The following is a 12939-nucleotide window of genomic DNA, read 5'->3' on the forward strand; positions in this document are numbered from 1 at the left end:
CGTCGACCACCCGGCATTGGGATTTGCCCGAGCCCCCTTAGGCCCATAGAATGCGTCGATGCGCGATGATCTCTCTCTTTTGCTGAACTCCCTCAACGATGCCCAACGCCAGGCCGTAGCGGCCCCCGTTGGCCGTCAGTTGGTCCTGGCCGGTGCCGGCTCCGGTAAAACCCGAGTGCTGGTGCACCGTATCGCCTGGTTGATCCAGGTCGAGAACGCGTCCCCGCATTCGATCCTGTCGGTGACTTTCACCAACAAGGCCGCTGCCGAGATGCGCCACCGCATCGAGCAGTTGATGGGCATCAGCCCGGCCGGCATGTGGGTGGGCACCTTCCACGGCCTGGCGCACCGCCTATTGCGGGCACACTGGCAGGAAGCGGGCCTGGCCCAGACCTTCCAGATCCTCGACAGCGATGACCAGCAACGCCTGGTCAAGCGCGTGATCCGCGAGCTGGGTCTCGACGAGCAGCGCTGGCCGGCGCGCCAGGCCCAGTGGTTTATCAACGGCCAGAAAGACGAAGGCCTGCGCCCGCAGCACATCCAGGCCAGCGGCGATTTGTTCCTGGCCACCATGCGCAGCATTTATGAAGCCTACGAGGCCGCCTGCGCACGCGCCGGCGTCATCGACTTCTCCGAGCTGCTGCTGCGCGCCCTCGACCTGTGGCGCGACAATCCGGGTTTGCTGGCCCATTACCAGAAACGCTTCCGTCACATTCTGGTGGACGAGTTCCAGGACACCAACGCCGTGCAGTACGCCTGGTTGCGCCTGCTGGCCAAGGGCGGCGACAGCCTGATGGTGGTGGGCGACGACGACCAGTCGATCTACGGCTGGCGTGGCGCGAAAATCGAGAACATCTACCAGTATTCCGAGGACTTCCCGGACGCGGTCACCATCCGCCTGGAGCAGAACTACCGCTCCACCGCCGGCATCCTCAAGGCCGCCAACGCCTTGATCGCCAACAACACCGGGCGCCTGGGCAAAGAGCTGTGGACCGACGGCGGCGAAGGCGAGGCGATCAACCTGTATGCCGCGTTCAACGAGCACGATGAAGCGCGCTACGTGGTGGAAACCATCGAAAGCGCGCTGAAAACCGGGCTTGCCCGTAGCGATATCGCGATTCTGTACCGTTCCAACGCCCAATCGCGGGTGCTGGAAGAAGCCTTGCTGCGCGAGCGCATCCCGTACCGCATTTATGGCGGCCAACGCTTCTTCGAGCGTGCGGAAATCAAGAACGCCATGGCTTACCTGCGTTTGCTCGAAGGCCGTGGCAACGACGCGGCACTGGAGCGGGTGATCAATATCCCGGCCCGTGGCATCGGCGAGAAAACCGTCGAGGCGATTCGCGACCACGCGCGCCATGCCGATGTGTCGATGTGGGAGTCCATGCGCCTGCTCATCGCCAATAAAGGCCTGACCGGCCGTGCTGCCGGGGCACTGGGGGTGTTTGTCGAATTGATCGAGAACCTCGCGGCCAAGTGTTCGGAAATGCCCCTGCACCTGATGACCCAGACGGTGATCGAGCAATCCGGGCTGATTGCCTATCACGAAGCGGAAAAAGGCGAGAAAGGCCAGGCCCGGGTAGAAAACCTCGAGGAACTGGTCAGCGCCGCCCGCGCGTTCGAAAACACCGAGGAAGACGAAGAGCTGACCCCGCTCGCCGCCTTCCTCGGCCATGCATCCCTGGAAGCCGGCGACACCCAGGCCGATGAGCATGAAGACAGCATCCAGTTGATGACCTTGCACAGCGCCAAGGGCCTGGAGTTTCCGTATGTGTTCCTGGTGGGCATGGAAGAAGGCCTGTTCCCCCACAAGATGAGCCTGGAAGAGCCCGGCCGTCTTGAAGAGGAACGCCGCCTGGCCTATGTGGGCATCACCCGCGCAATGCAGAACCTGGTGATGACCTACGCCGAGACCCGACGCCTGTACGGTAGCGAGACCTACAACAAGGTGTCGCGCTTCGTACGTGAAGTGCCGAAGGGACTGATCCAGGAAGTGCGCCTGTCCAACAGCGTCAGCCGTCCGTTCGGCGGGGGCCAGCAGCAGAACTCCAGCAGCATGTTCGCCGGTTCCGAGATTCCGGAAACCCCATTCAGCCTGGGCCAGCAGGTCAGGCATGCGATCTTCGGCGAAGGCGTGATCCTCAACTTCGAAGGCGCCGGTGCCCAGGCTCGGGTACAGGTGAACTTCGCCGAAGGCAGCAAATGGCTGATGATGGGCTACGCGAAGCTCGAAGCGGTCTGAAACATTTGCCTGCATGAAGGTTATTGGCCCGCCCTTGTTTTTAATGAGCGCGGGCCAATATCTGTAATACGTCCTACAGACCATTCTGTTTCGGTCTTACGCAAAAGCCCGAAACATTATGTCGCTAGCCACTGTCACTACACCTGTGCAACATGGCGCGCGTGCAATCCACAAATGGGAATTCCCTTTATGAAACGTTTTCTTAGCATCGCCATGGCGTTGTGCATCGGCCTGACGATGAGCCTCGACGCCAACGCCAAACGCTTCGGTGGCGGCAAAAGCTCGGGCGCGGCGCCGACTCACCAGACCAGCCAAATGGCTCCATCCGCCGGTGCCGGCGGTGCTGCCGCTACCGCAGGCGCAGCCGGTGCTGCCGGCGCCGCTGCCAAGGCCGGCGGTGCTTCGCGCTGGTTGGGCCCGCTGGCCGGTATCGCGGCCGGTGGCCTGCTCGCTTCCATGTTCATGGGCGGCGGCTTCCAGGGCATGCAGATCTTCGACATCCTGATCATGGCGGTCATCGCCTTCCTGGTCTTCCGTTTCATCGCCGCCCGTCGCCGCAAGCAGCAGGAGCACATGGCTCCGGCCGGCGCGCCGATGCAGCGTGAAGTGTTCGAGCAGAAGCCAGCCATGGGTTCGATCTTCGGTGGTTCGGCAGCGCCTGCCGCAGCCCGCCCGGTGATCAACGCACCGGCGTGGTTCAACGAAGAGCGTTTCGTCGAAGCGGCCCGCAGCCACTTCCAGTCCCTGCAGCAGCACTGGGACGCCAACGAAATGGACAAGATCTCCGAGTTCGTGACCCCGCAACTGCTGGAGTTCCTCAAGCGCGAACGCGCCGACCTGGGCGACGGCTTCCAGTCGACCTATATCGACGACCTGCACGTGCAACTGGAAGGTGTGGATGATCGCGCCGACAAGACCATCGCAACATTGACCTTCAGTGGCGTGTCGAAGACTTCGCGTTTCGACCAGGGTGAAGCGTTCAGCGAAAGCTGGAACATGGAACGTGCCCAAGGCGACAACCAGCCATGGCTGGTCGCCGGTATCCGCCAGAACGGCTGATACCCACGCGCTTGAGCAAGCCGTAACAAAACCCCGGACCTGTCCGGGGTTTTCTATTTCACGGTTGCACTTATGGCGAGCTACTGTATAAAACGCCCCTATAAACCGCGCCATCAGCAAGAGGATCCCGGCCGTGGAAGAAATCATCGAACAATTGCGTGAAGCCAATGAACCGGTCCCGGTTCCTCTGGAGTTGCCTGACGAAGATCAACTGGTGGAAATCGAGGAACAGCTGTTCATCGACATCCCGTTTGTCTTTCGTGAATTCCTGCTGACCGTCAGCGATGTGGTGTACGGCAGCCTGGAGCCGGTGACCGTCACCGACCCGCAATCCCACACCTACCTGCCGGACGTGGCTGCCAACGCCTGGGATGCCGGTGTTGACCGCAGCATGATCCCGATCTGCCAGGACGGTGACGATTACTACTGCGTCGAAGAAGACGGCACCGTGGTGCTGTGGTCCGGCGAAGAAGAACTCGTCACCGAAGAGACCTGGGAATCGGTGTGGCACTGGGCGCGGGACGTCTGGCTGGAAAGCTGACACCTGACCCCCGTGGCGAACGGGCTTGCGGTGGTGAGCGGGCTTGTCCCGCGCCGGGCCGCGTAGCGGCCCCCACTAGTGCTCCGGCGTATCCTTATGGTTATCCAGCGTCTCCAGCAAGGCGACCTGCATCCGCGTATGCACACGGATGAACCATCGCCAGAGCACGGCCGCCACCGCCGCCGTGACCACGGCAATCAGTACCAGCAACTTGTTGGTCGGCAGAATACTGGCCGACAAGGCTGCCAATAGCACAAAGATCACCAGCAGCGACAAAATCGGGATCAGCTCCGCAATCACCCGTCGCACACGCTGGGTATGCCGCCCGGCCATTTCCGGCTTCACGCTCATCTCCGCCAGCAACATCGACAGCGCCTTGAGCTTGCGGTACGCCGCAATCAGGAACGGTAGCGACAACAGCAAGGCCCCACCCCAGATCAACGCCTTCTGCCAGCTTGGATCACTGATCCAACCTTCCAGATACCCACCAATGCGCACCGCGAAAAAGCTTCCAGCGAAGAAAATCGCGATCACCAGCGCCAGGTTCACGCCCACCTGCAGGATGATCTTGCGGATCATCGACGCCAGCATGGCGCCCTCGCCTTGCGGCTGAATACTGCGTAACCATTCGCCGTACATGCCGAACACCCGGCTCAGGCGCTTGGGCATCACGGCGGCGATCTTCAATGACAAAGGGTCGGCGCCGCGAATCAGGTACGGCGTGAGCAGCGTAGTAATCGCCGAAACGGCCACCGCCACCGGATACAGGAAGTCGCTGGTCACCTGCAAGGTCATGCCCAGCGCGGCGATAATGAAGGAAAACTCGCCAATTTGTGACAGCCCCATGCCTACGCGCAGTGAGGTACGGCCGTCATTGCCGGCAATAAAGGCACCCAGGCCGCAGGACAGCATCTTGCCCAGCACCACGGCCACGGTGATCACCGCGATCGGCCAGGCGTATTGCAGGAGGATCTGCGGGTCGATCATCAAGCCGATCGCCACAAAGAAGATCGCGCTGAACATGTCGCGAACCGGCTCGATCAGGCGCTCGATCTTAACCAATTGCCGGGATTCGGCCATGATCGCGCCGATCAGAAACGCCCCCAGCACCATGCTGTACTCCAGCTTGACCACCAGCAGGCAGAAACCGAAACACAGGCCCAGTACGGTGATCAGCAGCATTTCGTTGCTTTCGAATTTGGCCACGTAGGCCAACAGGCGCGGCACCAGCAAAATACCGATGACCAACGCGACAATCATGAACAGCGAGAGCTTGCCGACCGTGGAGAACACCTCGCCGGAACTCACCGTACCGCTGACGGCGATGCTCGAGAGCAAGGCGATGATGCCGATGCCGAGGATGTCTTCCACAATCAGCACGCCAAAAATAAGTTGGGCGAAGCGCTGGTTTTTCATCTTCAGGTCATTGAGTGCCTTCACGATGATGGTAGTGGAGGAAATCGCCAGGATCGCGCCGAGGAACAGCGAGTCCATGGTGTTCCAGTCGAACCAGCGGCCAATCTCGTAGCCGATCCAGATCATCAGGATGATTTCCAGGAAGGCCGCGATAAACGCCGTGGCCCCCACCTTGAACAGCTTGCGCAGGCTGAACTCCAGGCCCAGGCAGAACATCAGGAAGATCACCCCCAGCTCGGCGAGGGTCTTGATGGTGTCTTCGTCGTGGATCAGGCCGAACGGCGGGGTGTGCGGGCCAATGATGAAGCCGGCGACGATGTACCCCAGCACTACGGGTTGCTTGAGGCGGTGAAACAGGACGGTGACCACCCCTGCCACCAGCATGATCACGGCCAAGTCCTGGATAAAGCTGATGGCGTGCATGGCGAGGGGCTCCTTGAGGGTACTGGCGCTTTTCCCACTTCCGCACGCGCCTTTGAAAAATCGCAAAGTGCGGAAGGAAAAGTCTGCCTTGATCGTAAGAAATGCCCTGAGATGGGCTTTTGAAGGTTAACACCGCGACTTCCGCCGGAAAGCCGGTGCAATATATGGAAACAGATCGGTGAACGCGTGACGGCAAGCCGCCCACCGGCGTCCCGTAAGGGATGGCGCTGCAAAGATCCCAGCACCCGCAGAGGTGCCCCCCAACCAATGCCTACAACCCGTGAGTGTGCTATGGAACCCGGAAACGCCCAGCTGTCGATGACGGTATTGATGACCCCTGACATGGCCAACTTCTCAGGCAATGTCCATGGCGGCACCTTGCTCAAGTACCTCGACGAAGTGGCCTACGCCTGTGCGAGCCGTTATGCCGGTCGCTATGTGGTGACGCTGTCGGTGGATCAGGTGATTTTTCGCGAGCCGATCCATGTCGGCGAGCTGGTGACATTCCTTGCATCGGTCAACTACACCGGCAATACGTCGATGGAAGTGGGCATCAAGGTGGTGACCGAGAACATCCGCGAGCGCTCGGTGCGTCATACCAACAGCTGCTTCTTCACCATGGTGGCCGTGGACGACCAGCGCAAACCCGCTGCCGTGCCACCGCTGCAACCCCATAACAGTGAAGACAAGCGCCGGTTCGTGCAGGCCCAGCAGCGCCGGCAGATCCGCCAGGAACTCGAGAAGCGCTACCAGGAAATCAAGGCTGACGCGCTGTAAGTCCAACCAAAAATGGGGGAGGTTTGCCCCCCTCCCACATTGGGTTCTGTGTACTTACAGGCTGATCGGCGTCGCCTCGAAACGTACGCGAGGATGGGCGATGCGGTCCTGGGCGCGGACCAGTTCCAGCTCGTAACTGGCGCAGGCCTGGGTTTCCAGCAGTACTTCGTGCACCGCCGCGGCCGTGAACTCAAAAGCCGCCAACAGACTGTCGCCCAGCAACACCCGCGCCAGGAACAGCCCCGACGTCAGGTCGCCCACGCCCACCGGCTGGCGCGGGAACGCCAGCAGCGGCCGACGCAGGTGCCAGCTGCCCTCAGCGGTTACCAGCAGCATCTCGAAACCATCCGGCAACTTGCCCGGGTAATCCAGGTGCTTGACCAGCACCGCCTTCGGGCCACGGGCCAGCAATGCCTTGGCCATGCCCAGGCAGTCGAACAGCGATTGCGGCTTGCGCCCGGCAAAGCTGTCCAGTTCCAGTTGGTTGGGGCACAGGAAGTCGGCCATGGCCGCCGCTTCATCCAGCAGGAAATCGCTGACGTCCTGCGGCACGATGCAGCCCTTTTCCGGATGGCCCATCACCGGGTCGCACAGGTACAGGGCCTTGGGGTTGATGGCCTTGATGCGCGCCACACCGGTAAGAATCGCGCGGCCCTGATCCGCACTGCCCAGGTAGCCAGACAGGATCGCATCGCAGTTGCCCAGCTCGCCGATGGCGGCAATGCCTTCCACCAACGCAGGAATCTGCTGCGGCGCCAGCACTTCGCCCGCCCACTGACCATACTGGGTATGGTTGGAGAACTGCACCGTGTTCAGCGGCCAGACGTTCACCCCGACCCGCTGCATGGGGAACACGGCGGCGCTGTTTCCGGCGTGGCCAAAGACCACATGAGACTGGATCGCAAGCAGATGAGGTGTGCGTTTCATGCAGGAGATTTCCGTAAAGCCATTGAAATTCTGGCCGCGCAGTATGCGACTAAACGCAGCCTGTACGACAGACCGACGACACAGTTAAGCTGCTCTCACTTTGTTGGAGTTTTTCGCATGCTGACCCTGGGAAACATCTTCGTGTTGATGCTGCTGGCGACCGGCGCCGCCTGGGTATGGCACAACCACGGCCTGCGAGAGCGGGCGTTGGCGCGGGTCAAGCAGCATTGCGCCAAGCTCGATATCGAATTGCTCGACGGCGCCGTGGCGTTGAAGCGCATCGGTTTTGTGAAGGATGCCAACGGTCGGCGACGTCTGGCGCGTATCTACAATTTCGAGTTCACCGTCACGGGCGAGACCCGTCACAGCGGGACCATCACGCAATTCGGCGCCCACAGTGCGCAGATCGAACTGGCGCCCTACCCGTTCGAAGTCAAGGAAGCACTGCCCAGCGCCAATGTGATCGAGCTGAGCCAATGGCGCCAGGACCACGCCACCAAGAACCGTCAGTAACGACAGGCAGCCAGTGCGGCCTGCAATGCGGCTACGTCCTGGGGTGCACTGAAGATCAGTTCGATACGTGAGTCGCGACGCCATTCGCTGGGTTGCCAGGCAAGCGGGCTGTTATCCACCGCGTTGGCCGAGATCCATCCATCACGGCTGTGGATAACCAGTTTGGCGCGGCGCCACTCAAGGGATGTCAGCCACAGGTGCAGACGCTCGGAATCGAATTGCTGGCTCGGGTGCCAACGCCAACCGATACTCCAACCGCCCTCCTGGGCCTGGCTCAGGCAGATCGGCACTGCTGGATCGCTCCAGATAGCCGGCAATTGAGCCAGCCCCTTAGGCACGGCAAAGTTATCCACAGCCGCTTCAGCCTGCGCATTCAAGCCTGGCAGTTTGCCGAGCGGCACGTGCGCCTGGCGCGTCCAATAAATATCGCGGTCGGGTAGCTGTCGTTCGACGGCCTCGCGTTGCGCAGCATCCAACCCTTCATCCTTGTTCAACACCAACAGCCCGGCACTGGCCAGCGCTTCCTGCTGCGCTGGCGGCAAGGGTTTGCCCGCTGCCAGCGCCTGGGCATCCAGTACCAACACACAGGGCTGAACCGCCAGCACCTGCTGCCACGGCGCTTCGCGCAACTGCTTGAGCAACTGTGCAGGATGGCCCAGGCCCGAGGGTTCGATAAACAACCGATCCGGCTTGGCCTTACGCAGCAGCCGGCCCAGGCCTACCTGAAACGGTGCGCCATTCACACAACAGAGGCAGCCACCGGCAACTTCACCCAGGGCAATGCCATCGTCATCCAGGCTCAGCAATGCAGCGTCCAGGCCGATCTGGCCGAACTCGTTGATCAACACCGCCCAGCGCTCGTTGGCCGGGCGTTGGGCAAGCAGGTGCCTGATCAGGCTGGTCTTGCCGGCGCCCAAGGGCCCGGCAATCACGTGGGTGGGAATGTTCTGCAGCATGGGTGCCATCGTTCGGACCGTGTAGAGGGTTTGATCCTACGCGGTTACGCGAGCCAATCCAGCGTCAGAATCAATCGGCGCTCATCCGCTTTCAGCGCGGGGGAGCGATGGATCAGGCCGTGATCTTCGTTGCCATGCCATTTGCTGCCTTTGAGCAGGGCCACTTCACCGCACTGGATCTGTTCGATGCGCTCACTCGGTTCGGCGTCCGGTTGGCTGAGCTTGCGGCGGTCCATCACCCCTTCGCGCAACCACTGGCTGCCGATGCCGGCATAGGTGGTGATCAGCCGTACCGGCACATGGTCAACGTGAAAACGCGGGCACATGGCTTTATCCAGCAGCCGCAGGCGCACACCGATGCGCTTGGCGCCGAGCAGGCACGCAAAGGCGCTGACCAGCCACGACACATCGGCGACAAAACCTTCGTAGCCTTCAAGATCGCGGCAACTGGATGCCAGACCGCACAGGTTCGGCTCGGCGTCTTCGTTGTTGAGTTCGATCACCAAGGACTCGGCCAACGGCTCATTGAGCGCCACCAGCAAGGCGCCGAACTCGGCGATATGCAACGGCAATTGGCGCTGCCACAGCGCCAGGTTCACGCCGTCTTCGAGAATATCGGACAGCGCCAGCGGGGTTTCACCACGGGTCTGGCGAACCATCGGGCGCAAAGGGATAAGCGGTGCCAGCATCAGGCGGCCTCTTCATACCAGGGACCAAACGGATCAGCCAGCAGGCGCCAACCTTCGACACCCAGGGCCAGTTCTTCATCGGTGAGCAAGCACGCGTCCAACTCGGCACGCATCCGCGCGAAGTCGATGTTTTGTCCGATAAACACCAGTTCCTGACGGCAGTCGCCGGTACTGAGCTGCCAGTTGCCCATGATGGCGGCGACGCTTTCTTCGTCCTGGGGCCATTGGCTTTTCGGCACAAAGCGCCACCAGCGCCCGGCAAAGCCATGGCGCATCAAGCCACCGGCCTGGGACCAACTGCCCGCATCCTGGTGCTTGCTGGCCAGCCAGAAAAAGCCCTTGGAACGCAGCAATTTGCCGTTGACCCAAGGCCGGTCGATAAAGTCGAAGAAGCGTTGCGGGTGGAAGGGCCGACGTGCGCGGTAGGCCGTGGAGGCGATGCCGTACTCTTCGGTTTCCGGTACATGTTCACCCCGCAACTCCTGCAACCAGGCCGGCGCCTGCGCGGCGCGTTCGAAGTCGAAGCGGCCGGTGTTGAGGATCTTGTGCAGCGGCACCTCGCCCATGACCATCGGGATGATTTCCGCCTGGGCGTTGAGGCGTTCAAGGATCGCCATCAGTTCCTCGCGCTCATGGCTGCTGATCAGGTCGATCTTGCTGATCAGGATCACATCGGCGAATTCGATCTGCTCGATCAACAGGTCGGTGATCGAGCGTTCGTCTTCCTCACCGAGGGTTTCGCCCCGTGAGGCTAGGCCTTCGGCAGCCTGGTAGTCGATCAGGAAGTTCATGCCGTCGACCACGGTGACCATGGTGTCCAGGCGCGCGATGTCGGCCAGGCTTTGCTCGTTTTCATCACGGAAGGTGAAGGTTTCAGCCACCGGCAACGGCTCGGAGATACCGGTGGATTCGATCAGCAGGTAATCGAAGCGACCTTCCTTGGCGAGTTTTCCGACTTCTTCGAGCAAGTCTTCACGCAAGGTGCAGCAGATACAGCCGTTGCTCATCTCCACCAGTTTTTCTTCGGAACGGTTGAGGGTAACGTCGCGCTGTACCTCGCTGCCGTCGATGTTGATTTCGCTCATGTCGTTGACGATCACCGCCACGCGCAGGTGTTCGCGGTTGCGCAGGACGTAGTTGAGCAGCGTGCTTTTACCGGCGCCGAGAAAGCCGGACAACACGGTAACGGGGAGACGATTGGGCATCAGGTAATCCTCATCAGGGTTGGCCGGTCAAATCGCCCGTTTATGGCGTTCGCGCAGCTCTTGACGTTCTTTGGCTTCGATACACAGGGTGGCGGTGGGGCGCAGCAGCAGGCGTTGCAGGCCGATGGGCTCGCCCGTTTCGCGGCACCAGCCGTATTCGCCGCGGGCCAGCAGCTCGAGGGCGTCGTCGATTTTGTCGAGCAGCTTCTTTTCCCGCTCCAGCAAGCGCAGTTGCCACTGGCGCTGTTCTTCGGCGCTGCCCACATCGGCCGGGTCGCTGTTGGGCTCCTGCTCGCGCAGCACCAGGAATTCGCCCTCGATGCGCGCTTGAAGTTCATGGCGCTGAGTCAGCAGCAGTTCGCGAAAAAAGCCCTGCTGGGCTTCATTCATGTAGTCGGCGGGCGGTTGGGCCAGCAGGTCTTGTTCGGTCATGGGGAGCGGTTCACGGGTCAGGCTGTGCATTTATGTTATAGTATAACAATACAAATAAGCCAATCCCCCTTGCTCATTACGATGAAGGGCGCAATGCTTGAACACTTCCCAGCCCCGAGCCCCCCTATGAAATACCTGGTGTGCGCCCTGTTACTGGCAGTCGCAGGGCCTGCCTGTGCCCAAGCGCCAAGCTTGCTGGCCACGTGCACGCGCAGCGCCAACCTGTTGGCCTGTGTGGACCCCCTGGGCAATGCCTACAGCGTGGCTACGGTGGGCACCACCATGTATTTGCGTGGTTTCGAGGTGATCGGGAAACGTTATTGGGCACAAACCAACAGCCGCTACGGGCAACTGACGTTCTTTACCGGCCTGGCGTCGGATGGAGAGGCATGGGTCGGTTACACACGGCGGGTGGGCTGGACTACGATCAACCGGTTTTCCAGCTCCGGTGGCGCCACTGCCAAATTCACGTGCAGCCGAATTACCGGCTGTTAGGCCTGGGCATTCTTCTGTTCCTGAACCCAGGCCATATAGCTGTTCATCGGCGGGTTCTTCTGGAAGTAATTTTTCAGGCCTTCGAACAAGCCATCCGCAACCGCTTGTTGATGACGCGCCGTCACCAGGCGCTGGGCGTCCTGGGCATTGGAGATAAAGCCGGTCTCCACCAGGATCGACGGCACGTCCGGTGACTTGAGCACCGCGAACCCCGCCTGTTCCACACGCTTCTGATGCAGGCTGGTGATGCTTTGCAGACTCCCCAGCACCGAGCTGCCCAGTTGCAGGCTGGAGGCGATGGTGGCGTTCATCGACATATCAAGAATCACCCCGGCCAGCATCGGGTCCTTATCCTTGAGGTTGAGCAAGGTGGTGGCGCCCAGCAAATCCGCGCCGTTTTCACGCTGGGCCATAAAGCGCGCCGTGGCCGAGGTCGCGCCGCCCTCCGACAGCGCATACACCGAGGCGCCCGAGGCCGTGAGCCGTGGCGCGGCATCGGCATGCACCGAGATGAACATATCGGCCTTGTGCTGACGGGCGATGTCCACACGCTTGCGCAGCGGCACAAAGAAGTCGTCGTTACGTACCAGTTTCACGTCAAAACCCTTTTCGCGCTTCAAGCGCTTGGCCAGCAGTTGGGCGATAGACAGCACCACGTCTTTTTCGCGCTGGCCCTTGGACCCGACAGCGCCGGGGTCTTTGCCGCCGTGGCCGGGGTCGACCACCACGATAATGTCGCGCTTGGGGTGCGCCTTGTTCACCGCGGCCACCAAGGGCACCGCCTCAGCCGCGATTTGACGCGGTGCACGGGTGGCGCTGGTCAGGTCCAGCACCAGGCGATGCCCCTGCCCGTCCTGAGGCGGCAATACAAAGCTGTTGAGCTGCATCGGCGCGGCAAGGTCGAGCACGATGCGCGTATCCGCCTTGCCGAAATGCCCCGAGCGAATCGAGGTGATCCCGCTGTTCTTCAGCTCAAGTTGAGAAAAGTCACCACTGAGACCCGCGCCGCTCAGGTCGATGATCAGGCGTTCCGGAGCAGTCAGGGAGAAGGTCTTGTATTGCACTGGGCCGCTAAGGTCGAACACCAGGCGCAGCTTATCGTCCGAGCGCCACAGGCGTGCATTGCGGATCTGGGTCGCGTGGGCGGCGAACGGCAAAGCAAACAAAGGGCTGGCCAGGAGCAGGTTGAGGAGCTGACGTCTGTGCATGACAAATACCGCAAATGGAGGAGCGTCCGTACTCCACATGAGTGAAAAAAGGCCGG

General features: G+C 61.2%; 13 protein-coding genes. 6 read left to right on the forward strand and 7 right to left on the reverse strand.

Annotated elements, in window-relative coordinates:
* The first annotated feature begins 58 nt into the window (after positions 1 to 58).
* The 3 genes from uvrD to J1N02_RS13000 all read left to right on the forward strand — a co-directional run bounded on the left by uvrD (position 59) and on the right by J1N02_RS13000 (position 3842).
* Positions 59 to 2242: a DNA helicase II gene (gene uvrD, locus J1N02_RS12990; RefSeq protein WP_027608218.1), complete on the forward strand. Its 2184-nt coding sequence runs from the start codon at positions 59 to 61 to the stop codon at positions 2240 to 2242.
* 189 nt (positions 2243 to 2431) lie between these two features.
* Entirely contained in the window at positions 2432 to 3301 is an 870-nt protein-coding gene (locus J1N02_RS12995) for a Tim44 domain-containing protein (RefSeq protein WP_027608217.1), read from the forward strand.
* Between the two features lie 133 nt (positions 3302 to 3434).
* Entirely contained in the window at positions 3435 to 3842 is a 408-nt protein-coding gene (locus J1N02_RS13000; protein ID WP_017739032.1) for an SMI1/KNR4 family protein, read from the forward strand.
* Positions 3843 to 3917: 75 nt separating this feature from the next.
* On the opposite strand, the gene J1N02_RS13005 is transcribed toward J1N02_RS13000, so the two are convergent.
* Positions 3918 to 5681: a cation:proton antiporter gene (locus tag J1N02_RS13005; RefSeq protein ID WP_027608216.1), complete on the reverse strand. Its 1764-nt coding sequence runs from the start codon at positions 5679 to 5681 to the stop codon at positions 3918 to 3920.
* A gap of 291 nt (positions 5682 to 5972) precedes the next feature.
* Here J1N02_RS13005 and J1N02_RS13010 point away from each other — a divergent pair, with 291 nt between their 5' ends.
* Entirely contained in the window at positions 5973 to 6458 is a 486-nt protein-coding gene (locus J1N02_RS13010; RefSeq protein ID WP_003177014.1) for an acyl-CoA thioesterase, read from the forward strand.
* Between the two features lie 54 nt (positions 6459 to 6512).
* On the opposite strand, the gene pdxY is transcribed toward J1N02_RS13010, so the two are convergent.
* Positions 6513 to 7385 carry a pyridoxal kinase PdxY gene (gene pdxY, locus J1N02_RS13015; RefSeq protein ID WP_065926771.1) on the reverse strand — a complete coding sequence of 291 codons (873 nt, stop codon included), beginning with the start codon at positions 7383 to 7385 and terminating at the stop codon, positions 6513 to 6515.
* Positions 7386 to 7502: 117 nt separating this feature from the next.
* Between pdxY and J1N02_RS13020 the strand changes: the two genes are divergently transcribed.
* Positions 7503 to 7898, forward strand: coding sequence for a DUF3301 domain-containing protein (locus J1N02_RS13020; protein WP_065926772.1), 396 nt, complete (start codon positions 7503 to 7505; stop codon positions 7896 to 7898).
* On the opposite strand, the gene J1N02_RS13025 is transcribed toward J1N02_RS13020, so the two are convergent.
* The 4 genes from J1N02_RS13025 to dksA are packed head-to-tail and all read right to left on the reverse strand — an operon-like array spanning position 7892 to position 11180.
* Positions 7892 to 8854: a CobW family GTP-binding protein gene (locus tag J1N02_RS13025; protein ID WP_421147398.1), complete on the reverse strand. Its 963-nt coding sequence runs from the start codon at positions 8852 to 8854 to the stop codon at positions 7892 to 7894. The genes J1N02_RS13020 and J1N02_RS13025 overlap by 7 nt on opposite strands.
* 44 nt (positions 8855 to 8898) lie before the next feature.
* Positions 8899 to 9543, reverse strand: coding sequence for a DUF1826 domain-containing protein (locus J1N02_RS13030; RefSeq protein WP_027608212.1), 645 nt, complete (start codon positions 9541 to 9543; stop codon positions 8899 to 8901).
* A complete protein-coding gene (gene zigA, locus J1N02_RS13035) occupies positions 9543 to 10748 on the reverse strand; it encodes a zinc metallochaperone GTPase ZigA (RefSeq protein ID WP_414887655.1) in 1206 nt (401 codons plus the stop codon). The genes J1N02_RS13030 and zigA overlap by 1 nt, the downstream gene beginning before the upstream one ends.
* Positions 10749 to 10775: 27 nt before the next feature.
* Positions 10776 to 11180: an RNA polymerase-binding protein DksA gene (dksA, locus tag J1N02_RS13040; protein ID WP_065937939.1), complete on the reverse strand. Its 405-nt coding sequence runs from the start codon at positions 11178 to 11180 to the stop codon at positions 10776 to 10778.
* Positions 11181 to 11306: 126 nt separating this feature from the next.
* Between dksA and J1N02_RS13045 the strand changes: the two genes are divergently transcribed.
* Entirely contained in the window at positions 11307 to 11675 is a 369-nt protein-coding gene (locus tag J1N02_RS13045) for a glutamine synthetase (RefSeq protein WP_421147399.1), read from the forward strand.
* Here the strand turns inward: J1N02_RS13045 and J1N02_RS13050 are convergent.
* Positions 11672 to 12883, reverse strand: a complete 1212-nt coding sequence (locus tag J1N02_RS13050) for an N-acetylmuramoyl-L-alanine amidase (protein ID WP_027608208.1) — start codon at positions 12881 to 12883, stop codon at positions 11672 to 11674. The genes J1N02_RS13045 and J1N02_RS13050 overlap by 4 nt on opposite strands.
* Positions 12884 to 12939: the final 56 nt, after the last annotated feature.

This window comes from Pseudomonas sp. NFX5, assembly GCF_049132125.1.
Classification (GTDB): domain Bacteria; phylum Pseudomonadota; class Gammaproteobacteria; order Pseudomonadales; family Pseudomonadaceae; genus Aquipseudomonas; species Aquipseudomonas marginalis.

Excerpts from the sequence above, each read along its gene's own strand:
- uvrD (WP_027608218.1), top strand. The coding sequence starts at position 59 with ATGCGCGATGATCTCTCTCTTTTGCTGAACTCCCTCAACGATGCCCAA.
- J1N02_RS12995 (WP_027608217.1), top strand. The coding sequence starts at position 2,432 with ATGAAACGTTTTCTTAGCATCGCCATGGCGTTGTGCATCGGCCTGACG.
- J1N02_RS13005 (WP_027608216.1), bottom strand. The coding sequence starts at position 5,681 with ATGCACGCCATCAGCTTTATCCAGGACTTGGCCGTGATCATGCTGGTG.
- J1N02_RS13010 (WP_003177014.1), top strand. The coding sequence starts at position 5,973 with ATGGAACCCGGAAACGCCCAGCTGTCGATGACGGTATTGATGACCCCT.
- pdxY (WP_065926771.1), bottom strand. The coding sequence starts at position 7,385 with ATGAAACGCACACCTCATCTGCTTGCGATCCAGTCTCATGTGGTCTTT.
- J1N02_RS13020 (WP_065926772.1), top strand. The coding sequence starts at position 7,503 with ATGCTGACCCTGGGAAACATCTTCGTGTTGATGCTGCTGGCGACCGGC.
- J1N02_RS13025 (WP_421147398.1), bottom strand. The coding sequence starts at position 8,854 with ATGCTGCAGAACATTCCCACCCACGTGATTGCCGGGCCCTTGGGCGCC.
- J1N02_RS13030 (WP_027608212.1), bottom strand. The coding sequence starts at position 9,543 with ATGCTGGCACCGCTTATCCCTTTGCGCCCGATGGTTCGCCAGACCCGT.
- zigA (WP_414887655.1), bottom strand. The coding sequence starts at position 10,748 with ATGCCCAATCGTCTCCCCGTTACCGTGTTGTCCGGCTTTCTCGGCGCC.
- dksA (WP_065937939.1), bottom strand. The coding sequence starts at position 11,180 with ATGACCGAACAAGACCTGCTGGCCCAACCGCCCGCCGACTACATGAAT.
- J1N02_RS13045 (WP_421147399.1), top strand. The coding sequence starts at position 11,307 with ATGAAATACCTGGTGTGCGCCCTGTTACTGGCAGTCGCAGGGCCTGCC.
- J1N02_RS13050 (WP_027608208.1), bottom strand. The coding sequence starts at position 12,883 with ATGCACAGACGTCAGCTCCTCAACCTGCTCCTGGCCAGCCCTTTGTTT.